This window comes from Brucella sp. TWI432, from assembly GCF_039674445.1.
Classification (GTDB): domain Bacteria; phylum Pseudomonadota; class Alphaproteobacteria; order Rhizobiales; family Rhizobiaceae; genus Brucella; species Brucella chromiisoli.
The window spans coordinates 166,099-186,967 of sequence record NZ_JBDJNL010000004.1; the positions used below are offsets into that span (position 1 = coordinate 166,099).

The window sequence follows — 20,869 nt, forward strand, 5'->3', positions numbered from 1 at the left end:
AATGGCCGAACAACTAACTTTCGACACATTAAAAAAAGCCGTCGCAAATGACGAAATTGATACGGTTCTCGCCTGCTTCGTCGATATGCAGGGCCGCCTGATCGGCAAACGTTTTTATGCGGAATTCTTCGTGGAAACGGCCCATGATGAAACGCATGGCTGCAATTACCTGCTCGCCAATGACATCGATATGGAGCCGGTTCCGGGCTATGAAGCCGCAAGTTGGGACAAGGGTTATGGCGACTTCGTGATGAAGCCAGACCTCTCCACCCTGCGTCTTGCGCCATGGCTGGAAAAAACCGCGATCGTGCTTTGTGACGTGCTTGATCATCACGATCACAAAGACCTTGCGCATTCACCGCGTGCGGTTCTTAAAAAGCAGCTCGCCCGCCTGCATGAACGCGGCTATCGCGCCTATTTCGCATCGGAACTCGAATTCTATCTCTTTGATGAAACCTATAAAACCGCGCGCGCCAAACATTGGCAGGAGATGGAAACCGCCTCTCCTTATGTGCAGGATTATGTGATCCACCTGACCACCAAGGAAGAGCAGGTTCTGCGCGCGATGCGCAATCATTTAGGTGCTGCCGGTATTCCCGTTGAAAACTCCAAAGGCGAATGGGGGCCGGGTCAGCAGGAACTCAATGTTCGCTATGCGGAAGCACTTGAAATGGCCGACCGTCATGTCATCATGAAAAACGCCATGAAGGAAATCGCCGAGGCCCATGGCAAGTGCATCACCTTCATGGCCAAATATGATTATGACAAGGCTGGCAGTTCAAGCCATGTGCACAACTCTATCTGGAGTGCGGATGGCAAGGAGCCATTGTTTTTTGATCCCAAAGCACCACACACCATGACACCGCTGATGCGCTCATGGGTGGCAGGCCAGCTTAAATATGCGGCTGAATATACGTATTTTCTGGCGCCTTACATCAACTCTTATAAACGCTTTCAGGCGGGCACATTCGCGCCGACAAAGATCATGTGGAGTCAGGATAACCGCACAGCAGGCTTCCGGCTTTGTGGCGAAGGCAGCAAATCTATCCGCATCGAATGTCGGATTGGCGGCGCTGATCTCAACCCCTATCTTGCATTTGCAGCGCTTATCGCGGCAGGCTTAAAGGGCATCGACGAAGCGCTGGAACTGGAAGATCCTTTCGTTGGCGATGCCTATAGCGCAGTCAAACTCAAGGAAATTCCATACACGCTGCGCGAAGCGGCAGAAGCCCTCAAGAACTCGGCATTCCTCAAGGAAGCACTCGGTGAAAAAGTGGTCAATCACTATGTCCACACCGCCCACTGGGAGCAGATTGAATATGACCGTCGCGTAACCGACTGGGAACTGCATCGTGGTTTCGAACGCTACTAAACTTACATAAGGAATTGCCCGATGAGCGGCACGGCCAGAATTATCTCCCCTATCGATGGCTCGGTTTATGCAGAGCGCGCCTATGCCAGTGACACCGCGATCCATGCGGCAGTCACGGCGGCACGCAAGGCGCAACCCCAATGGGCAGCTTTAAACATTGCAGAACGGGCCGGTTATTGTCGTGCAGCTCTGGATGCGCTGGCCGCAATGCAGGATGAAATCATTCCTGAAATTGCCTGGCAAATGGGGCGCCCCACACGTTATGGCGGCGAAAATGGCGGCGTTCAGGAACGCGGCCAGTACATGATCGACATTGCAGAAGAAGCGCTGAAACCTTATGTGCCTGCACAAAAAGATGGCTTTCGCCGCTATGTAAAGCATGTTCCGCTGGGCGTGGTCATGGTCATCGCGCCGTGGAACTATCCCTATCTCACCGCCGTCAATACGATCATTCCGGCATTGATGGCAGGCAACACGGTTCTGCTTAAACATGCAACGCAAACTTTGCTGACGGGCGAACGCTTCGCGCAGGCCTTTGAGAAGGCCGGCATTCCAAAAGGCGTTTTCCAGAATATCGTTCTCGATCATGGCTCTACAGAAAAACTGCTGGCATCAGGCACCATCGACCATGTCAACTTTACAGGCTCCGTTGGCGGTGGCCGGGCTATCGAAAAGGCAGCCGCTGGCACTTTCATGACGCTGGGACTAGAGCTTGGCGGCAAAGACCCCGCCTATGTATTGCCCGACGTTAATCTCGACCATGCTGTTGCCAATCTGGTCGATGGTGCTTTTTTCAATTCCGGTCAATGCTGCTGTGGTATCGAACGTATCTACGTGCATGAAGCTGTTTATGACCGATTTGTCGATGGTTTCATCGATCTGACAAAGCAATATGTCGTCGGCAATCCGCTGGATGCCGCAACCACGCTAGGACCGATGGCGCAGGCACGGTTTGCCGATCTTATTCGTGAGCAGAAAGCCGAAGCCTTGCGCAAGGGTGCCAAAGCGCACGTCAATATGAAAGTTGAGAACGACATCGCCGGTTCGCCTTATATTGCGCCGGAGGTGCTCACCCATGTTGATCACCAGATGAGCGTCATGCGGGAAGAAAGCTTTGGCCCCATTGTAGGCATCATGAAGGTGCGCAATGATGAGGAAGCGCTCGCGCTGATGAATGACAGCATTTACGGCCTGACCGCTTCGCTCTGGACAACCGACACGGACCGTGCAGCAAGCCTTGGCGACCGCATCGAAACCGGTACCGTCTTCATGAACCGCTGCGATTATCTTGATCCGGCATTGGTTTGGACCGGCGTGAAGGATACCGGCAAGGGTGCTGCCCTTTCGCCTATCGGTTATGGCAACCTGACACGGCCAAAATCCTTCCACCTGCGTGAAAAAATCTGATCTGTTTCAAATATCTGGAAAGCATCGACATGACCGATCTGACTGCCAAATGGAATTTCCCGACCACCGTGCTTTTTGGACCGGGCCGTATTAAGGAACTGCCGGCCGTGCTGAAAGCAGCCGGTATCGAACACCCACTATTTGTCACCGATCCAGGACTTGCAAAACTTCCCGTGGTTGCTTCCACGCTTGCCATTCTTGATAAGGCAGGCGTCAAATATGCCGTCTTCTCCGATGTGAAGCCCAACCCGGTTGAAAGCAACCTCAATGCTGGCGTCAACGTCTTTAATGACGGCAAGCATGATGGTGTGATTGCATTTGGTGGCGGTTCCGCACTTGATCTGGGGAAGCTCATAGCCTTTCAGGCAGGTCAAACGCGCCCTGTCTGGGACTTTGAAGATGTTGGCGACTGGTGGACCCGCGCTGACAGCAGCGCAATTGCGCCGATTATTGCCGTGCCGACCACGGCGGGAACCGGCTCGGAAGTGGGCCGCGCGGGCGTTCTGACCAATGAAGCAACCCACACCAAGAAAGTTATTTTTCACCCCAAAATGCTCCCCGTGACGGTCATTGCCGATCCTGAGCTTTCAATCGGCATGCCGCCTTCCATCACTGTTGGCACAGGCATGGATGCGCTTGCGCATTGTCTGGAAGCCTATTGCGCGCCCGGTTTTCACCCCATGGCCGATGGCATTGCGGTTGAAGGTATCCGACTGGTATTTGAAAATCTGCCAAAGGCCTATGCCAATGGCTCTGACATTGAAGCCCGTGCCAATCTGATGGCCGCAGCCGCCATGGGGGCAACCGCATTCCAAAAAGGGCTGGGCGCGATCCACTCGCTATCCCATCCAATTGGTGCGCTTTATGACACACATCACGGCATGACCAACGCCGTTTTCATGCCTTATGTTCTGTATCATAACCAGGCTGCAATCGAAAAGCGCATTGAACGGCTTGCAAATTATCTGGGTATCAAAGGCGGATTTGACGGGTTCATTGACGCAATCATGAAGTTACGCAGCGATCTCGGTGTTCCCGACACATTGCAGGATTTTATCAAGGGTCTTGAAATGGACGAAGGCCGCAAGACACTGATCGCAGAAATGGCAATCGTTGATCCGACAGCAGGCGGCAATCCGATTGAACTCACGAAGCAGGGTGCGCTTGATCTGCTCAATGCTTCCCTCACAGGCAGAGCCTAACATCGAGAGCCCCGTGCATTTTTCCAGATGCGCGGGGCTCTTCTGAAAACGCATTTTAGCGGTGTTGGAAGAACGGCTTACTATTTTGTATATAAGCCCCTCGAACGTTCAAGGTGATGAAGCATGGCACCTTCCGCAGCATCCGGGTCTCGTTTAGCGATACTATCAAGAATTTCTTCATGCTCGACCAGCGTGTAGTTTTCCTTACCCGTCCAAATCAGCATATGAGTGTGATATTCGCGCAGCCAGGACAGCATAGACTCGCTCACCGCTACAAAAATCGGATTGCCGGATATTTTCGCAATACGGATATGAAACTCCATATCGGCTGAAATGAATGCATCCGCATCGCCCAACGATTCCCGCTGCCGCTCGACGATCGCACGAAGATCGGCAATGTCCTTATCGCTCGCTTTAAGGGCAGCTTCACGTGCAATACCACGCTCAAAAAAGATACGTGCGCTCTTGAGATTCTCCAGCGTATCAATCGATTGAGCGAGCATAATTTTCGCTGTAGGATCAACCTGCTGAAAGATAGACCTCGCAGTGAGCTTTAACACCTTTGCACGCTCACCATGCGAAATGCTGACCAGCCCCATCTTGGCAAGTGACTGCATCGCCTCGCGGATCGCCGGGCGGCCCACACCAAAACGCTCCATCAGCACGCGTTCAGACGGCATTTCATCGCCGGGCGTCAATTCGCCAGACGTAATCATGTTTTCGAGCCGGTCAAAAACTTCGTCAGATAACTTGCGGCGAACGATGGGTTCTATGGGCTTGTTCATGGCATCTCACTGTTCATGAGCTTTCTCCCCCCTTATGCATCTTCAAGCGACGGGATGAAAGTTGTTACCCACATTCTCATCAATGGGCCAACAATTTTCCACTTGCAGATATTGGAATACTCATTATACCAGTTCGCTATCGGAGCCAAGTGCTTCAATGGCATCCCGGGAAGTGAGGAGAAACTTTCCGGCGAATGCGCGACATAAAATGTCAGAGCCTTTCTGACATGGGTGGAACACGAGAGCGAATCCCGAAAAGTGTGAAACGGTTTTCGGGATGCGCTTCAAAAAAGCAGCGAGCGACAAAGAACCCGATGAACATCTGTCTGACCTATCGCATTGAGACAACCGGCAGCATCGAAAAGATGGCCGCCAAAATCGCCAGCGATCAGTCGACCGGCACTTTTGTCGCCCTCCTCGGTGAAACGGAAGAATTAAAAGCCCGCGTTGCAGCGCGTGTGTTGGAAATCCGCCCCCTTGAAGACGCAACAGTTCCAGCCTGGCCAGAGCTTGAACCCGGACACGGCCCTATCAAGCGTGCTGATGTGGACATTGCTTTTCCGCTCGATGCGATCGGCACCGACCTTGCAGCGCTGATGACGATTGCCGTTGGCGGTGTTTACTCGATCAAGGGCATGACCGGCATCCGCGTGATCGACATGAAGCTGCCGGAAGCTTTCAAGGGCGCGCATCCCGGCCCGCAATTCGGCATACCCGGAAGCCGCCGTCTGACAGGCGTTGAAAAGCGCCCAATCATTGGCACTATCGTTAAGCCAGCACTCGGCCTGCGTCCGCATGAGACCGCAGAACTCGTCGGTGAACTGATCGAATCCGGCGTCGATTTCATCAAGGATGATGAAAAGCTGATGAGCCCTGCCTATTCGCCACTTAAAGAGCGCATTGCAGCGATCATGCCGCTTATTCTCAATCACGAGCAGAAGACCGGCAAGAAAGTTATGTATGCTTTCGGCATTTCACACGCCGATCCTGATGAGATGATGCGCAATCATGACATGGTGCTGGAGGCTGGCGGTAATTGCGCGGTTGTCAACATCAACTCCGTCGGTTTTGGCGGCATGAGCTTCCTGCGCAAGCGTTCCGGTCTTGTGCTGCATGCGCACCGTAACGGCTGGGACATCCTGACCCGCAATCCGGGTGCAGGCATGGATTTCAGCGTCTATCAGCAGTTCTGGCGCCTGCTCGGCGTCGATCAGTTCCAGATCAACGGCATCCGCGTGAAATACTGGGAGCCGGACGAAAGCTTCGTCAATTCGTTCAAGGCTGTCAGCACGCCGCTGTTCGACCCGACCGATTGCCCGCTGCCTGTGGCAGGTTCCGGCCAGTGGGGCGGACAGGCACCTGAAACCTATGAGCGCACAGGTCGCACGACGGACCTTCTTTATCTTTGCGGCGGCGGCATTGTCAGTCATCCGGGTGGCCCGGCAGCTGGTGTTCGTGCCGTGCAGCAGGCATGGGAAGCAGCAGTCGCTGGCATCCCTCTTGAAACCTATGCCACGAACCATCCTGAGCTTGCAGCCTCGCTCGATAAGTTCGGGAAAGGAGGCGAATAATGGCGAACAATCTTCTCCTGTCCTATTACGGCGACGACCTCACCGGCTCGACCGATGTTATGGAAGCCATGGCTTCCAACGGCGTTGACACTGTTCTTTTCATGAATGTACCGGATGAAAAGCTTCTGTCACGCTTTTCCCATTGCAAAGCCATCGGCCTTGCAGGCACCAGCCGCAGCGAAACGCCGGAATGGATGCAGGAACATCTCACACCTGCATTCAACTGGCTGAAAAGCCTCAATGCTGCGATTGCCCATTACAAGGTCTGCTCGACATTCGATTCCGCACCGCATGTCGGAAATATCGGCAAGGCCGTGGAAATCGGCAAGGCGATCTTTAATCAGGCTTATGTGCCGCTGATAGTCGGCGCACCACAGCTCAAGCGCTATACCGCTTTCGGCAATCTCTTTGCCGCCTATCAGGGTGAAACCTACCGTATAGACCGCCATCCGGTCATGAGCCGTCATCCCGTGACGCCAATGCACGAGGCGGACCTACGCGTCCATCTGGCACAGCAGACAGCACTAAAAACCGTGCTTGCGGACCTCGTAGCGCTTTCAGCCGCCGATGCGAATGACCGCTTGGATGCGATTGCCAAAAATGCTGACGGCATGTTGCTGCTTGACGTCGACAGCCACGAAAGCCAGTTGCAGGCGGGCGAACAGCTTTGGCGTCTTCGTCCTGATGCGGGCTGGTTTGTTACTGGTTCGTCTGGCGTCGAATATGCGCTTCTGGCCGCCTGGGCCAAAGCCGGGCTGATCGGTGCGAAGAAAGAGTTTGCGCTTCCCGGAAAGGCGGACCGCATTGCGGTCGTTTCAGGCAGCGTGTCACCAACCACCGAGCGCCAGATCCGCCACGCGACCGCTTCCGGCTTTACCGGCATTGATCTCAATCCGCTCGATATTATCAGCGAAAACAGTGCTCAGGCTATCGAAACCGCCATTGCAGAAGGCCAGAAGGCGCTCAAGCAAGGCAACAGCGTGATCCTCAACACGGCGCTCGGCCCTTCGGCTGATCGCGGTGTAGAAATCGACAAGATCGCAGGCAGCCGCCACAAACTGGCGCGCAGCCTCGGCTTCATCCTCCGCAGCCTTGTCGAGCGCGAACAGCTTACCCGCGCGGTCATTGCCGGCGGCGATACGTCCAGCCACGCATTGCGTGAATTGCACGTCGATGCGCTCACCACGCTTCTGCCGCTTCCACAAACACCGGGGTCGCCTCTTTGCACGGCGCACGGCGCTCACGCCGCCACCAACGGCCTCCAGATTGCTCTCAAGGGCGGTCAGGTCGGTTCTGACGGATATTTCAGCCAGATTCGCGACGGCTTGACCGCCTGAAACTGGAAGTCTCATTGACTGGTTATGCCAGTTGGATACCAAAACTACGGGAAGGAAATACAATTATGACAGCTATCGCTTTGTTTGGAGCGGGCGGCAAGATGGGCTACCGTCTGGCCAAGAACCTCAAAGGTTCGCGCTTTGACGTTCGTCACATCGAAGTCAGCGACGCCGGTAAGGATCGTCTGAAAAACGAACTCGGCATCGACACCATCGATGCGGATGCAGGGCTGGAAGGCGCAGACGTCGTCATTCTAGCTGTGCCAGATACCATCATCGGTAAAGTTGCAGCAGGCATTGTTGACAAGCTCAAGCCCGGCACTTTGGTTATTGCACTCGATGCAGCCGCACCATTTGCCGGTCACCTGCCGGAACGCGCAGACCTCACCTATTTCGTGACCCATCCTTGCCATCCACCAATCTTCAACGACGAAACCGACATGCAGGCAAAGAAAGACCACTTCGGCGGTCTGTTTGCCAAGCAGCACATCGTTTCAGCCCTGATGCAGGGCCCGGAAGAAGCTTATGCACTGGGTGAAGAAATCGCCAAGGTCATCTGGGCACCCGTCATGCGCTCGCACCGCGTCACCGTCGAGCAGCTCGCAATTCTCGAGCCAGGTCTTTCGGAAACCGTTTGCGCATCGCTTCTGGTTGTGATGAAGCAGGCCATGGACGAATGCGTTCGTCGCGGCGTTCCTGAAGAAGCAGCGCGCGACTTCCTGCTCGGCCACATGAATGTTCTTGGCGCCGTCATCTTTGGCGAAGTGCAGGGCGTGTTCTCCGATGCCTGCAACAAGGCAATCGAATTCGGTATTCCTGCGCTGATGCGTGACGACTGGAAGAACGTTTTTGAACCGGAAGAAATCGCAGAAAGCATCCGTCGCATCACGTAATTACCATGAGGGAGGGCGCTAGCCCTCCCTTTTTCAGCCGTTTGGGAGACAGGCTTGATTTGGGAGGAACCATGCAGAAAATTGCGCAAATTTTGCAATTTCAGCAGTTTCGCCAATATTGAACACGAGCACGTCCCGAAAAGCAGGATAAAGGTTCAGTAAATGGCAGAATTGAATGGCGCTCTGATCGGCTGCGGCTTCTTCGCAATCAACCAGATGCATGCATGGAATGACGTCTTGGGTGCCAAAATCGTGGCGATCTGCGACCGCGATCCTGAGCGGTTGAAAATTGTCGGCGACCAGTTTGGCATCGAACGCCGCTACACGGATGCGCAGGCGCTGTTTGCAGATGGCTGCATCGACTTTGTCGACATCGCCACCACAGTTTCAAGCCATCGCGCTCTGGTGGAGCTTGCAGCGGCCCACAAGGTACCCGCAATCTGCCAGAAACCTTTTGCCAAAACGCTCGATGATGCAAAGGCCATGGTGAAGGTCTGCGATGAAGCGGGTATTCCGCTGATGGTCCATGAAAACTTCCGCTGGCAGACGCCTATTCAGGCGGTACGCAAGGCGCTTGATAGCGGCGTCATCGGCGCAGCTTTCTGGGGGCGCTTCTCCTTCCGCTCCGGCTTCGACGTGTTTTCCGGCCAACCTTATCTTGCAGAGGGCGAACGCTTTATCATCGAAGATTTAGGCATTCACACGCTTGATATTGCACGCTTTATTCTGGGCGATGTGACCAGCCTTGTCGCACGCACCAAGCGCGTGAACCCGAAGATCAAAGGCGAAGACGTAGCAACCATTCTCATGGACCATGAAAATGGTGCCACCTCGATTGTCGATGTGAGCTACGCCACCAAGCTGGAGACAGATCCATTCCCGGAAACACTTATTGAACTTGATGGCGAGAAAGGCTCTATCCGGCTTTATCACGGCTACCGCCTTGAAGTGATGACGCCGAACGGCACCACGGTTTCCGACGTTTCGCCAAAGCTGCTTTCATGGGCCTCACGCCCGTGGCACAATATTCAGGAAAGCGTTTTTGCCATTCAACAGCATTGGGTGGATCAGCTTGCATCGGGTAAAGAAACCTCCACATCGGGCGCGGATAATCTCAAGACTTTCGCACTTGTCGAAGCTGCTTATGACAGTGCTGCGAGCGGCAACCGCGTCGACATTACGGCGTTGCTCAAATGAGCAACATCGATCCTTTCCTGCTCTATGGAACCCGTGAAACCGAAGCTCAGCCGACGCTTTTGAAAGCGGGCTTGCTTTCTGTCGATTTAAGCGACGGGAATCTTCGCACTATCACTTATGACGGCGTAGAAGTTCTGCGCGCTGTCTCCTATCTGGTGCGGGATCGTGACTGGGGAACATATACCCCTGAAATCCACGACCTCAACGTCGAAGAAAACGACACCGGCTTTGTCGTCACCTATCAGGCGCGTTGCGAAGGTCCGGATGCGACCCAACTCACCATTGATGTTCGCATTCAGTCAGAGAGTGGTGGCACGCTCACATTCGATGCTGTTGCCAATACCTCGACAGGTTTTGAAACCAACCGTTGCGGCTTCTGTATCCTGCATCCGATTGTTGGCGTTGCGGGTTCGCCGATTAGTGTCGAGCATGTCGATGGTACGCTCAACAAAACCCATCTACCCGATCTGATTGAGCCATGGCAGCCTTTCAAGGATATGCGTGCGATCACCCATGAGGCCATGCCAGGCGTTTCAGCCGAGTGCCGCATGGAAGGCGATACGTTTGAGATGGAAGATCAGCGCAACTGGTCCGATGCATCTTATAAGACCTATGTGCGTCCGCTTGCTTTGCCATGGCCTTATCCGATCGAAGCCTTAAAACCCCAGCATCAGCGCATTGTGCTCAACATTGCTGACACGCGCACAGCGAGACCAAATACCACCCGGTATGCGAAGCCAGTGAGCATCACGCTTGGTGACACAAGCGGCCGAATGCCGAATATCGGTATTATCATCACACCGGAAGAAGCCAAAGCAAGCCTTGCCGCGATTGATCTGTTGCAGGAAACTGGCCCGCAGGATTTGTTATTTCATTACGACCCGTTGGCAGATCATAAAGGCTCGGCTTTTGCGGATTTTGCAGCCCTGGCAGCAAGCTATCAAGGACGAATTTCTCTAGAAATTGCATTGCCTTGTGAGAAATCGCTTATAAATGAAACGAAGCAAATTGCTTCTGACATGGAAGCGGCTGGCTTTGACCCGGATGCGATCATTATTTCACCTGCGATAGACCGGCAGTCCACGCCGCCCGGCAGCGAATGGCCACCCTGCCCGCCACTTGAAGATGTTTATGCGGCAGCAAAAACAGCTTTTCCGAATATGAAGCTTGGCGGCGGAATGCTGAGCTATTTCACCGAGCTTAATCGCAAGCGCGTTCCGGGCGACCTGATTGATTTCGTCACCCATTGCACCAATCCGATTGTTCATGCCGCTGACGATCTGAGCGTCATGCAGACATTGGAGGCACTGCCTTTCATCACCCGTTCTGTACGGGCGATCTACGGCGACAAACCCTATCGCATTGGGCCGTCGACCATACCCATGCGCCAGAACCCTTATGGCAGCAGAACGATGGAAAATCCGCATGGCAAGCGCATTGCCATGGCCAATCGCGACCCACGCCATAATGGAAAATTCGCTGAAAGTTTTGCAATGGCCTATGCCATTTCGGTGCTGAATGCTGGCCTTGACAGCCTGACACTTTCGGCCCTCACCGGCCCATTCGGGCTTCTTGCAGGTGACGGTGAGCCGACAGCTAGGGGTGACAAGCGTCCGTTGTTCAACGCCGTAAAAGTGCTTGCGCAGCTTGCCGGGAAAAACTTCCAATTGTGCCAGTCTTCACGTCCATCGGACGTTCTTGCGGTTGCCGTAGAAGATAAGGTCTGGCTTGTTAATATTACATCCCATGAACAGGCTGTGGTCATTGCAGGCGGTGAGGCAATAACTTTAGCACCCTATGGCGTGCAATCATTGAGCAAATAAAAACGGGCCAGTGGCCCGTTTTTTTATCCTGAATTAACGGCGTTTTGCTGGCTGCTCGCCAAGCGTCATCCCGTGACGCTTTGAGAGCTCGGCAATCACAAGCTCAAGCTCCTGCGCCTTGCGAGCAGAATCCCAGCCAAATTCAACGCTGATAATATCGGCGATTACCGCGAGATTGGCATTCGAAAGCGCGCCGTCAATTGCCAGCGTTGTCCGTCGCAAAACAACATCGGAGAGATGAACGACAAGCTCATTACGCGCGATCCACGCAATTTCCGCACGGCTGATACTGTCCGTATCAGGCAAAAGCGTAACACCAACTTTGGCTTCGTCCTGAATGATTGGCAATGCCGTTGTGCCATAACGCTGCAATAGTGTCTCGACACGTTCGACTGCAAGCCCGGTTTCCTTGGCGTATTTTGCCACCCATGCGGTGCGCGCACGGTCATCTGCCGGGTAGTCCTTGCCGCCGCCGATGGTCAGAGTTCTGGTTGATTTGAGACGTTCGCGGCCAAAGCGCTTGAGCACCGTGTCTGCCACTTCCTCCGCAAAGCCGCGGAACGTCGTCCACTTGCCGCCGACTAGCGAAATGATCGCAAACGGACGGCCTGCATCCGGCTCAATAACCGGTGCGGAGTGGTCACGGCTGATAAGCCCCGGCTCCGACGCGTTGGAGGCAGGCAGCGGGCGAATGCCGCTATAGGTATAGACGATCTGGCTGCGATCGAATTTCAGCTTCGGCAGCAGCGAACGCAGGCTCTCGATGAAGTAATCGATTTCCTTGTCTTCCGCGAAAACCTCATCCGGATTGTTGGCCGGAATATCCGTTGAACCGACCAGCGCAAGACCGTGATAATCATAGACAAGGCAGATACGACCATCATCCGCCTCAAAGTAGATCATGCGACCCTTTAGGCTTTTGACCAGTTCAGGGTGGTCAATGAGGATATGCGAACCCTTCGTGCCGCCGATCATCTTGGTTTCTTTACCAAGCGCCGCATTAACATGATCAATCCATGGACCGGCCGCGTTGATGACGATTTTTGGCTTAACCGCGAATTTTGCGCCATCCGGCCCTTCAAAACTCACAACGCCATCGCTGGCCTCAACAATAGACGTAAAATTCGCTGCCGCACTTTTCGAATTGGCCTTCAAACCATCGCTGATCAGCTCATAAACCAAACGTTCCGGCTTACTGACCCATGCGTCATAATAAATGCCACCGCCAACGATTGACGGCGTCATATAAGGCATTTCTTTCAAAGCACTCTTTTTCAAAAGAAAATTGTGCTTTGGCATAACGCGCTCGCGCGCACCAAAATAATCGTAAAGACCAAGGCCGATTTTGATCAGCACGGCACCACGACTGCGTGGCGCAGTTGTCGAGCCAAACAGAGTACGAAGTGCTGCGGTGATGCCCTTCGTCCAGGAGAAAACCGGAATGAATGTCGGTAGCGGACGGACATTATGCGGCGCATTTTTGAGCAATATATTGCGCTCGACGGTTGATTGCGCCACAAGACCGAATTCACCGGTTTCAAGATATTTGAGGCCACCGTGAATAAGGCGCGAAGGGGCCGCACTCGTGCCGGAGCCAAAGTCGCCCTTATCAACGATGAAACAGCTTACGCCCTGTTCACTCAAGTCGCGATAGAGCCCCGCGCCATTGATACCCGCGCCCAGAATAAGCACATCAACACCGTCAGCTTCGAGTTGGCTGATGCGGTTCTTCATTTGGGCACTGTTTACGAAATCGTTCATTTCACTGTCTTCGCTGTCTTTTAGAGCGCATTTCGATCTAACTGAATCAGATCGGCGCTCTAAATCATTGTCTTAACGCGCATCTTTATCCGAAAACCGTTTCACACTTTTCGGGATGCGCTCTAATCTGTAAGCGCATCAATTTTGGACCAGATCGGCCCCATCGCGGATGCGATTTCCTTGAACAAGGCATAGCGCTTTTCATATTGTTCGCTGCGCGCAGCATCGGGGATATAGGTCCGGCCAATCGCATCAAGATCGCGCGGATCGCTGTAAACATCAGCGAAAACGCCTGCACCCTTGCCTGCACAAAGTGCTGCACCCCATGCTGCCGCTTCATCCGTATCGGTGACAGTGACCGGCATACCCAGCACATTGGCAAACATCTGCGCAAATGAAGGACTGCGCGACACGCCGCCCGTCAGACGGGCGCTCGAGATTTCAAAACCATCTTTCAAATGATCGACATGGATGCGGTGGTTAAAAGCAATGCCTTCCCAGACTGCACGCAGCATATCGCCACGTTCCTGCCAGCCACGCAGACCAAAGAACGCGCCGCTCGCCATCGCACCGTAAGGTGATCCGAACAGATAAGGGTGGAACAAAGCCGTTGAAGGCTTAGCCAATGCTGCGTCGATTTCTGGCCTCAGCATGTCATGAATTGAGCGTCCTGTTTCTTCCGCTTCACGACGTTCAGCCGGGCAGAGCTTGTCAAGAAACCAGTCATAATTTGCGGTCGAAGCAGGCGAAATGGACATGTTGTTCCACTCACCCGGCGCAATCCCATTGCGGCAGAACCAGCTCTTATCGATATTGGGCTTCGACGACAGCGTTTCATTGATCGAGTAGGTCCCGGCGACAACAGCAACTGTACGAATCTTGAGACCACCAACACCGAGCGCAGAAGCGGTCACATCATGCAGGCCGCCAACAACAGGTGTTCCAGCAACAAGCCCGGTACGGTTTGCGCAGTCTTGCGAAACACCACCCACGATTTCATCTGAACGCGACATGCGCGGCAGCGCATCCCAAAGTGCTTCGAGGCCGAAAAGTTTAAGCGCGTCCTGCGAATAATCCTGTGTTTTGTAATCGGTAAAGGACGTCGATGCTTCGGTGCGGTCTGTGCCGACTTCACCCGTCAGACAGAAGCGCAGCCAGTCCTTGCATGCAATCACATGGCCGATACGTGCGTAACGTTCAGGCTCATTTTCCCTGACCCAGGCCAGAATGGCGGAAGGAGCAGACGCGTGTGGCAGTTGACCAGTGATCGCAATTGACTGCTCTGCAACAGCGCTGTTTACCCAGCGTTCAGCCACGTCAACGGCACGGCTATCCAGCGACAGAATGCCCTTGCCAAGTGGACGCTGGTCCTTATCAAGCATGTAGATGCCATCGCCATGAGCCGTGGTGGCAATGGCGAGGATGTCAGAGGCAGGACGTCCGCTTTTTGAAAGCGCTTCGGCAATCGCATCCGCAGTTGCATTCCAGAATTCGTCCATGTCACGCTCAACATGGCGCGGTTTTGGAAAATATTGGGGTACACGGCGACGGGCGACGGCAAGCGTCGTCCCATCAACGTCAAATATAACGGCCTTGGTGACGGTCAGTCCGCTATCAATTCCCAACAGAGACGGCATGGATCGTATTTCCTGATATATATGCGCTAAATTCTGAAGCCTTCCGGCTTATTCTTTCGTTCCGCCAGAACCGGCGATAACCACATTGATGTTCTGCGATTGCATTCGCTCAATGTGTTCAAGCGATGTCTTGTCATCAACGATAACGACATCGAAATCTTTCAATGCACCAAAATTATGCAGCGCCCTGCGCTCGAACTTCGTGTGATCGGTCAAGAGCACGCGCTTTGCCGCACATTCAAGCATAGCGCGCTTTGTTTCGATCATTTCCGGTGATTGGTGGAACAGCAGATCATCGGTAATTGCAGCAATCGAAATAAAAGCCACATCCGCACGCAGACGGCGGATTTCATGAATCGTCATCCCACCAACAAAGGCGTTGCACCAATTATAAAGCTGACCGCCGAGACCGAGCAGCGTGACATCGTTCATGTCACGCACTTCGTTCATCAGGATCAGTGAATTGGTGATAACGGTCAATGGCCCCTTTTCCGGCAGATAAGGCACCATCTGTAGAACGGTTGTAGAGTCGTCAAAGAAAATGGCCTGACCCGGCTCAACAAACTGCATCGCGGCTTCGGCGATCAGTTTCTTTTCTTCGGATTGGCGGGCGACGCGATAAAGATCGCTTGCTTCAATGAGGCTTGTCGGGGCTGCGGAAACAATGCCACGTGATTTGCGAAACAGGCCGCGACTGACCAGTTCGTCCACATCACGATGGGCGGTCATAAGGCTGATTGCGAAACGCTCGGTCAGATCTTCAATCCGCACCGACCCTTCCGACATAATCAATTCAGCAATTTGCTGGCGGCGAACCAACTGACGTGCGTGCCTGCTGTCATTCGGCACCTGCTCAGTCAGAAGGCTATCAATGCTTGCTTTGTTGCTTGTAACCATGCCTACCACTCGTCCCCAGCCCGCTCAATGTATTGACCGGTCCCGATTCATAGCATCGGTACTAAAATACTTAGAGGAGCGCGGGGTTTAACCCGCGCCCCATCCATGTAGGTCTTACTGTTCCAGAACGAATGGAGCAGTGTACTTGTCAACATTGTCCTTGGTGATCAGGAAGCAATCGAAAAGCTGCTTTTCCTGGTCAACGCCGGTCTTGCCAGTCTTGATGAAGTTGTCGGCCTGCTTGACAGCAGCTTCCGAGAAGATCGCAACTGGCTGCAGAACGGTGTACTGCAGTTCACCAGCCTTGATCGCAGCAACGGCATCTGGCGAACCGTCGAAACCACCAACCTTGACCTGATCAAGCTTGCCAGCCTTCTTCAGAGCAGCGATTGCACCAAGAGCCATTTCGTCGTTACCCGAGATAACGCCGATGATGTCCGGGTTTGCCTGAAGCAGAGCCTGCATCTTGTCGTGACCCTGCGTACGGTTCCAGTTCGCAACGTCCTGACCAACCTTTACGAGGTCAGGATACTGCGAAAGAACTGTTTCATAGCCGTTCGAACGCGTGGCAGCATTGTTGTCTGACGGCGAACCGAACAGCTCAACATACTTGCCTTCTTCACCAACGCTCTCAACCCACTGCGTTGCACCAAGTGCTGCACCCTGTGCGTTGTTTGAAACGAGCTGAGCTTTAGCCAAGCCTTCCTCGTTGATTTCAGCGTTTACCAGAAACACTGGAATGCCAGCGGCAACAGCGCGCTTGACCGCACCGACCGAACCATCAGCATTTGCCGGGTCGAGAATGATCGCAACAGACTTGTTGGTAATTGCGGTGTCGATCAGGTTGCTTTCGGTGTTGGTGTCACCCTTGTGACCGCCAACAACAGCCGAATAGCCGAGGCCTTCAGCGGTTTTCTTGGCGATTTCACCTTCGGTGTACCAGTATGGGTTCGAAGGATCGTTGACCACGATTGAAATCAGACCTTCAGCCCATGCGGTGCTGGCGATTAGCGGCAATGCTGCAGCAGCAGCAAACAGAACGCGCATACCCTTCTTAAACATGTCTCACTCCCGTAACAATTATCATTGAGTTATACCGGTTTCCCGGCGTTACCACTTCCAATGGGCGAGACTTTTAAATGTGGTCGCCGTCTTGGAAAGTTTTCGCTACCCCCGAAGAACCGGCTCCGCCCGGAACGGTGGACGGAGCCGTAACCATCAACGTCGGGAATATTGAATGCTGTTGAGCAGAACCGCGAGCACGATAACCGCGCCGGTAAAGACAGTCTGCCAGTAGGACGATACACCGATGATCACGAGGCCATCGGACAGGAAGCCGATAACAAATGCACCCAGAAGCGTGCCCAGAATTGTACCGCGACCACCCGTCAGCGCAGCGCCACCGATCACGACTGCGGCGATTGCCGTCAATTCGTATGTTGTACCTGCGGTCGGACCAGCCGAAGTCAGCTGCGAAGACAGAACCAGACCAGCGATTGCAGCACAAATACCCGAAATCACATAGACCGAAATCTGCACACGCTTGACTGGAACACCCGAAAGTTCGGCTGCACGTTCATTGCCACCCGAAGCATAGAGCCAGCGGCCAAATGCGGTGCGATTGAGCACGACTGCAACGATGATTGCCAGAACAGCAAGCACCAGAACGCCAATCGGCACACCAAAAAGCGTGTTGAAGCCAAGCCAGTCAAAACCGGTATTGCCGAGTTCAGGACGGCCACCGAGATTGTTGTAGGTCAGACCATTGGTCATCAGAAGCGCTACGCCGCGTGCGCAATAAAGCACACCAAGCGTCGCCACGAAGGCCGGAACGCGTAGATAAGCGATCAGGACCCCGTTGATGGCACCAACAAATGCACCCAGTGCACAGGTAATGATGACAACCGCCCAGACCGGGAAATAGAGGATCACGCCCAGCTCAGGAATATTGACGCCCTGCATGAGGAAGCCGGCAACAACGCCCGCAAGCCCCAATGTGGAACCGACCGAAAGATCGATGCCGCCATTGAGAATGACCAGCAGCATACCAATCGCCAAAAGGCCAAAAATGGCCACATGCGACGACATGATCAGGAAGTTATTGACGGTAAAGTAATAAGGCGAGAGGAACGAGAAGGCTGCGATGATCGCAATCAACGCAAAGAACGCACGGCCTTCGAGCAGCAAATGCACGATGCTGGTTTTGCGCTTTGTCCCGGTGGACGCCGCCTTTTTGTCGTTGGTGCTCGTGACTGACATTCTATCAGTGCTCCATAATTATTTTAGTGACCGACCATGGACTCGCCGGAGGCGGCCATGATCTTTTCCTTGGATACGTCGGAGCCGAATTCAGCCGAAATGCGTCCACGGTTCATAACGATGATACGATGAGCGATGCTGAGGCATTCGCCGACTTCAGATGTCGTATAAACGACTGCAAGCCCGTCCTTGGCCTTTTCAGCCAGCAGCTTGAACACTTCTGCCTTGGCACCAATATCGATACCGCGGCTTGGCTCATCCAGAAGGATAACTTTCGGCTCAGTTGCCAGCATCTTGCCGATAACGACCTTCTGCTGGTTGCCGCCAGAAAGCGAACCGATTGCGGCTTCGCCGCCATCCGTCTTGATGTGAACGTTCTTGATCGACTGGTCGACGATGTGCTTTTCACGCTTGGTGGAGGTGAAAAGCCCCTTTGTCATTTCGCCGATGCTGGCCAGCGAAAGATTACGGCCAACCGTCATTGTCTGAACAAGACCGTCGCGCTGGCGGTCTTCCGGCACCAGAACCAGCCCCTGATCAATGCGCTGGGCAATTGTGAGCCCCGAAACATCCCGCCCTTCAAGGAGAATGCGGCCAGAACTGGCCTTGAGGCGACCTGCGACCGTTTCGAGAAGTTCGGTGCGGCCTGCGCCCATCAGACCGTAAATACAGACGATCTCACCGGCGCGCACATTCAACGACATGTTATCGACAAGCGCAAAATCACCGGACTTGTCCTGAACAGTCAGTCCTTCGACAGAAAGCGCGACATCGCCCCATTCGTAACCGGTTGGAGGCGAACCGAGATCAAAGTTCTCACCCACCATGTTGCGAACGATCCATTCAAGATCGATTTCGCCACGCGGCGCATAAGCGGTCATAGCGCCATCGCGCAGAACCACGGCATGATCAGTAATCTGCAATGCTTCTTCCAGATGGTGCGAGATATAAACAATCGCCACGCCACGCGCTTTCAGGTCACGAATGACCTTGAACAGCACTTCCACTTCCGAAGCGCTCAGCGCCGAAGTCGGCTCATCCATGATGAGAATGCGGGAATTGACCGAAAGCGCACGCGCAATTTCGACAACCTGCTGCTGGCCGAGACGAAGCTCTTCGACAAGGGTGAGCGGATCGATGTCTTCTTCAAGCTCCGCCAGAAGTTCGCGGGTCAGGCGTTCTTCTTCTGCGAAATTGACGCCTGTTGCACCACGAATTTCGCGTCCCATGAAGATGTTGTCGCGCACATTCATATTGGGCGCGAGACTCAGCTCCTGATGGATAATCGAAATGCCGCGATCGCGTGCTTCGGTCGAAGAATTGAAAACCACCGGCTCGCCATCAAGGATGATCGTGCCCGATGTCGGCTGAATGACGCCCGACAAAACCTTCATCAGCGTCGACTTGCCTGCACCGTTTTCGCCAAAAAGCGTGGTGACCTGACCGCGACGGATTTCAAAGTTCACGCCCTTGAGCGCATTGATGCGCCCATAAGCCTTGGCAACGTCATGTGCGGAAAGAACGACTTCGCCGTGCTTGCCTTCAACTTTGGTCTGAGCGGTCATTTTACTTGCAATTCCACTGGCGTAACCAGCCAGTTCTTCGGGTTGACAAGCTTGAAAACGCCCGTGACCGAAACCGTCTTGCCGACGAGATTGTCAACATCAACGCCTTCGAGAACCTGCTTCTTCATCTCATTGTTGAGCGCGGAACCGGCATTCTGGAACTCAATCTGGTTCTTAAACTGACCGAATTCGATTGTGCCGGTTGCATCTCGCAGATCGGTGCCGTTGACAGCCGGACCGGTCTGAACACGAATTGCCATGCCTTCGGGGAAACCATCGACCTTGATGACGTTAAAGTTCGACTTGCGCTCTTCGACTGTGCCCGTGAACTTGACCGGGATAACCGGGTTCACGCTGCCAACACCGTATTTCTTGCCAGCCGCAACCTTGTCAGCAACAAGGGCAGCACCAACTTCGACAGCATCAACTGCACGTTCTACAACGCTTGCCTTGACCTTCGGAAATTCCGACGCGCCATAAGCTTCAGGTGAGAAAACCTGCTGACGGACATCGGCATCAGATCCGATCTTCACAACTTTCGTATCAAAACCAATTGCACCGATAACCACAACCGCAGCAACCACACTCCAAAGGGTTGCGCGGTTCATTTTGGCGGGTTTCTGTGAAACTTGATTAGCTTGTGTACTCATTATCAAACGCCTTCAGCAAATTATGCCGGATTGTCGTTGGTGAAACGGATGATGCGGCTGACCTTACACAGCCAGGAGCGTGCGTCCATGCTGCACTACCCTTGCTCCCACACATGAGAGGGAGCCAAAAGAGCGGGGCAAACAGGGGCAGAAATCTTAAACATCAAATCCTCCGCATGTCGCCGGCACCGCCCCTCCGCGTGGCCTGGAAACAAATATGCCGCCGTCATGTTCTATGATAGCAGCATGTTATCAACTCCAATAATCATGTTATAAAGACCCATATCTGTCAATCGCGTCTTTTCAAAACATCCCGAATTTCGCACAATCCTGCGCCAAAAACTCACAGAGCTCCAGCACAATTCGTGTCCCGTAGCACCATTCTCAAGCAACCTCAACAAGGATAAAGACATTGGCCACACATACGTCATTCTTATAAAATAACTAATAAAAACAACAAACTAATTGGGTAAAATACCATCTCTCCTTATTAAGCACCATGTAGGAAACCCC

The 20,869-nt window shown here is 53.7% G+C and carries 16 protein-coding genes; 8 read left to right on the plus strand and 8 right to left on the minus strand.

The genetic code is table 11. The features are described 5' to 3' along the window. Window position 1 precedes the first annotated feature (1 nt). From ABE527_RS09475 to ABE527_RS09485, 3 genes are read left to right on the plus strand one after another with little or no spacing between them, the layout of a single operon-like run. Entirely contained in the window at window positions 2-1,372 is a 1,371-nt protein-coding gene (locus tag ABE527_RS09475; RefSeq protein WP_265983999.1) for a glutamine synthetase family protein, read from the plus strand. Between the two features lie 21 nt (window positions 1,373-1,393). After that, on the plus strand, window positions 1,394-2,779 hold the full coding sequence (locus ABE527_RS09480; RefSeq protein WP_499696753.1) for an aldehyde dehydrogenase family protein: 1,386 nt from the start codon (window positions 1,394-1,396) through the stop codon (window positions 2,777-2,779). 29 nt (window positions 2,780-2,808) lie between these two features. Further along, complete coding sequence (locus tag ABE527_RS09485; protein ID WP_499696754.1) at window positions 2,809-3,981, plus strand: iron-containing alcohol dehydrogenase; 1,173 nt, start codon at window positions 2,809-2,811, stop codon at window positions 3,979-3,981. Between the two features lie 80 nt (window positions 3,982-4,061). Here the strand turns inward: ABE527_RS09485 and ABE527_RS09490 are convergent, their stop codons facing one another. Beyond that, a complete protein-coding gene (locus ABE527_RS09490) occupies window positions 4,062-4,766 on the minus strand; it encodes a transcriptional regulator NanR (protein ID WP_499696755.1) in 705 nt (234 codons plus the stop codon). 314 nt (window positions 4,767-5,080) lie between these two features. Between ABE527_RS09490 and oiaX the strand changes: the two genes are divergently transcribed. The 5 genes from oiaX (at window position 5,081) to apnL (ending at window position 11,587) form a co-directional block, all read left to right on the plus strand. Further along, window positions 5,081-6,337, plus strand: coding sequence for a 3-oxo-isoapionate-4-phosphate decarboxylase OiaX (gene oiaX / locus ABE527_RS09495; protein WP_499696756.1), 1,257 nt, complete (start codon window positions 5,081-5,083; stop codon window positions 6,335-6,337). Then, the gene (locus ABE527_RS09500) at window positions 6,337-7,674 is read left to right on the plus strand and encodes a four-carbon acid sugar kinase family protein (protein ID WP_499696757.1); all 1,338 of its coding nucleotides are present in this window, start codon (window positions 6,337-6,339) and stop codon (window positions 7,672-7,674) included. Before oiaX ends, ABE527_RS09500 begins: the two co-directional genes overlap by 1 nt. A gap of 65 nt (window positions 7,675-7,739) precedes the next feature. Continuing rightward, window positions 7,740-8,567: a phosphogluconate dehydrogenase C-terminal domain-containing protein gene (locus ABE527_RS09505; protein ID WP_499696758.1), complete on the plus strand. Its 828-nt coding sequence runs from the start codon at window positions 7,740-7,742 to the stop codon at window positions 8,565-8,567. A gap of 162 nt (window positions 8,568-8,729) precedes the next feature. Continuing rightward, a complete protein-coding gene (locus ABE527_RS09510; RefSeq protein WP_499696759.1) occupies window positions 8,730-9,764 on the plus strand; it encodes a Gfo/Idh/MocA family protein in 1,035 nt (344 codons plus the stop codon). Continuing rightward, entirely contained in the window at window positions 9,761-11,587 is a 1,827-nt protein-coding gene (apnL, locus tag ABE527_RS09515; protein WP_499696760.1) for a D-apionate lactonase, read from the plus strand. The genes ABE527_RS09510 and apnL overlap by 4 nt, the downstream gene beginning before the upstream one ends. A gap of 33 nt (window positions 11,588-11,620) precedes the next feature. On the opposite strand, the gene ABE527_RS09520 is transcribed toward apnL, so the two are convergent. The 7 genes from ABE527_RS09520 to ABE527_RS09550 all read right to left on the minus strand — a co-directional run bounded on the left by ABE527_RS09520 (window position 11,621) and on the right by ABE527_RS09550 (window position 20,356). Beyond that, window positions 11,621-13,348, minus strand: coding sequence for a glycerol-3-phosphate dehydrogenase/oxidase (locus tag ABE527_RS09520; RefSeq protein ID WP_499696761.1), 1,728 nt, complete (start codon window positions 13,346-13,348; stop codon window positions 11,621-11,623). 122 nt (window positions 13,349-13,470) lie between these two features. Next, window positions 13,471-14,985: an FGGY-family carbohydrate kinase gene (locus tag ABE527_RS09525; RefSeq protein ID WP_499696762.1), complete on the minus strand. Its 1,515-nt coding sequence runs from the start codon at window positions 14,983-14,985 to the stop codon at window positions 13,471-13,473. Window positions 14,986-15,033: 48 nt separating this feature from the next. Beyond that, window positions 15,034-15,882, minus strand: coding sequence for a DeoR/GlpR family DNA-binding transcription regulator (locus ABE527_RS09530; RefSeq protein WP_499696763.1), 849 nt, complete (start codon window positions 15,880-15,882; stop codon window positions 15,034-15,036). A 114-nt stretch (window positions 15,883-15,996) separates the two neighbouring features. Then, complete coding sequence (locus ABE527_RS09535; protein WP_499696764.1) at window positions 15,997-16,944, minus strand: D-ribose ABC transporter substrate-binding protein; 948 nt, start codon at window positions 16,942-16,944, stop codon at window positions 15,997-15,999. A gap of 156 nt (window positions 16,945-17,100) precedes the next feature. Next, window positions 17,101-18,141, minus strand: coding sequence for an ABC transporter permease (locus ABE527_RS09540; RefSeq protein ID WP_187547098.1), 1,041 nt, complete (start codon window positions 18,139-18,141; stop codon window positions 17,101-17,103). A gap of 23 nt (window positions 18,142-18,164) precedes the next feature. Next, window positions 18,165-19,706, minus strand: a complete 1,542-nt coding sequence (locus tag ABE527_RS09545) for a sugar ABC transporter ATP-binding protein (protein ID WP_499696765.1) — start codon at window positions 19,704-19,706, stop codon at window positions 18,165-18,167. Next, window positions 19,703-20,356: a DUF2291 family protein gene (locus ABE527_RS09550; RefSeq protein ID WP_265983986.1), complete on the minus strand. Its 654-nt coding sequence runs from the start codon at window positions 20,354-20,356 to the stop codon at window positions 19,703-19,705. The genes ABE527_RS09545 and ABE527_RS09550 overlap by 4 nt, the downstream gene beginning before the upstream one ends. Window positions 20,357-20,869: the final 513 nt, after the last annotated feature.

What these genes read in the sequence shown, in the direction of transcription:
- ABE527_RS09485 (WP_499696754.1), top strand. Translation starts at nt 2,809, where the DNA reads ATGACCGATCTGACTGCCAAATGGAATTTCCCGACCACCGTGCTTTTT.
- ABE527_RS09525 (WP_499696762.1), bottom strand. Translation starts at nt 14,985, where the DNA reads ATGCCGTCTCTGTTGGGAATTGATAGCGGACTGACCGTCACCAAGGCC.
- ABE527_RS09505 (WP_499696758.1), top strand. Translation starts at nt 7,740, where the DNA reads ATGACAGCTATCGCTTTGTTTGGAGCGGGCGGCAAGATGGGCTACCGT.
- ABE527_RS09480 (WP_499696753.1), top strand. Translation starts at nt 1,394, where the DNA reads ATGAGCGGCACGGCCAGAATTATCTCCCCTATCGATGGCTCGGTTTAT.
- ABE527_RS09545 (WP_499696765.1), bottom strand. Translation starts at nt 19,706, where the DNA reads ATGACCGCTCAGACCAAAGTTGAAGGCAAGCACGGCGAAGTCGTTCTT.
- ABE527_RS09530 (WP_499696763.1), bottom strand. Translation starts at nt 15,882, where the DNA reads ATGGTTACAAGCAACAAAGCAAGCATTGATAGCCTTCTGACTGAGCAG.
- ABE527_RS09475 (WP_265983999.1), top strand. Translation starts at nt 2, where the DNA reads ATGGCCGAACAACTAACTTTCGACACATTAAAAAAAGCCGTCGCAAAT.
- ABE527_RS09535 (WP_499696764.1), bottom strand. Translation starts at nt 16,944, where the DNA reads ATGTTTAAGAAGGGTATGCGCGTTCTGTTTGCTGCTGCTGCAGCATTG.
- ABE527_RS09500 (WP_499696757.1), top strand. Translation starts at nt 6,337, where the DNA reads ATGGCGAACAATCTTCTCCTGTCCTATTACGGCGACGACCTCACCGGC.
- apnL (WP_499696760.1), top strand. Translation starts at nt 9,761, where the DNA reads ATGAGCAACATCGATCCTTTCCTGCTCTATGGAACCCGTGAAACCGAA.
- ABE527_RS09520 (WP_499696761.1), bottom strand. Translation starts at nt 13,348, where the DNA reads ATGAACGATTTCGTAAACAGTGCCCAAATGAAGAACCGCATCAGCCAA.
- oiaX (WP_499696756.1), top strand. Translation starts at nt 5,081, where the DNA reads ATGAACATCTGTCTGACCTATCGCATTGAGACAACCGGCAGCATCGAA.
- ABE527_RS09490 (WP_499696755.1), bottom strand. Translation starts at nt 4,766, where the DNA reads ATGAACAAGCCCATAGAACCCATCGTTCGCCGCAAGTTATCTGACGAA.
- ABE527_RS09550 (WP_265983986.1), bottom strand. Translation starts at nt 20,356, where the DNA reads ATGAGTACACAAGCTAATCAAGTTTCACAGAAACCCGCCAAAATGAAC.
- ABE527_RS09510 (WP_499696759.1), top strand. Translation starts at nt 8,730, where the DNA reads ATGGCAGAATTGAATGGCGCTCTGATCGGCTGCGGCTTCTTCGCAATC.
- ABE527_RS09540 (WP_187547098.1), bottom strand. Translation starts at nt 18,141, where the DNA reads ATGTCAGTCACGAGCACCAACGACAAAAAGGCGGCGTCCACCGGGACA.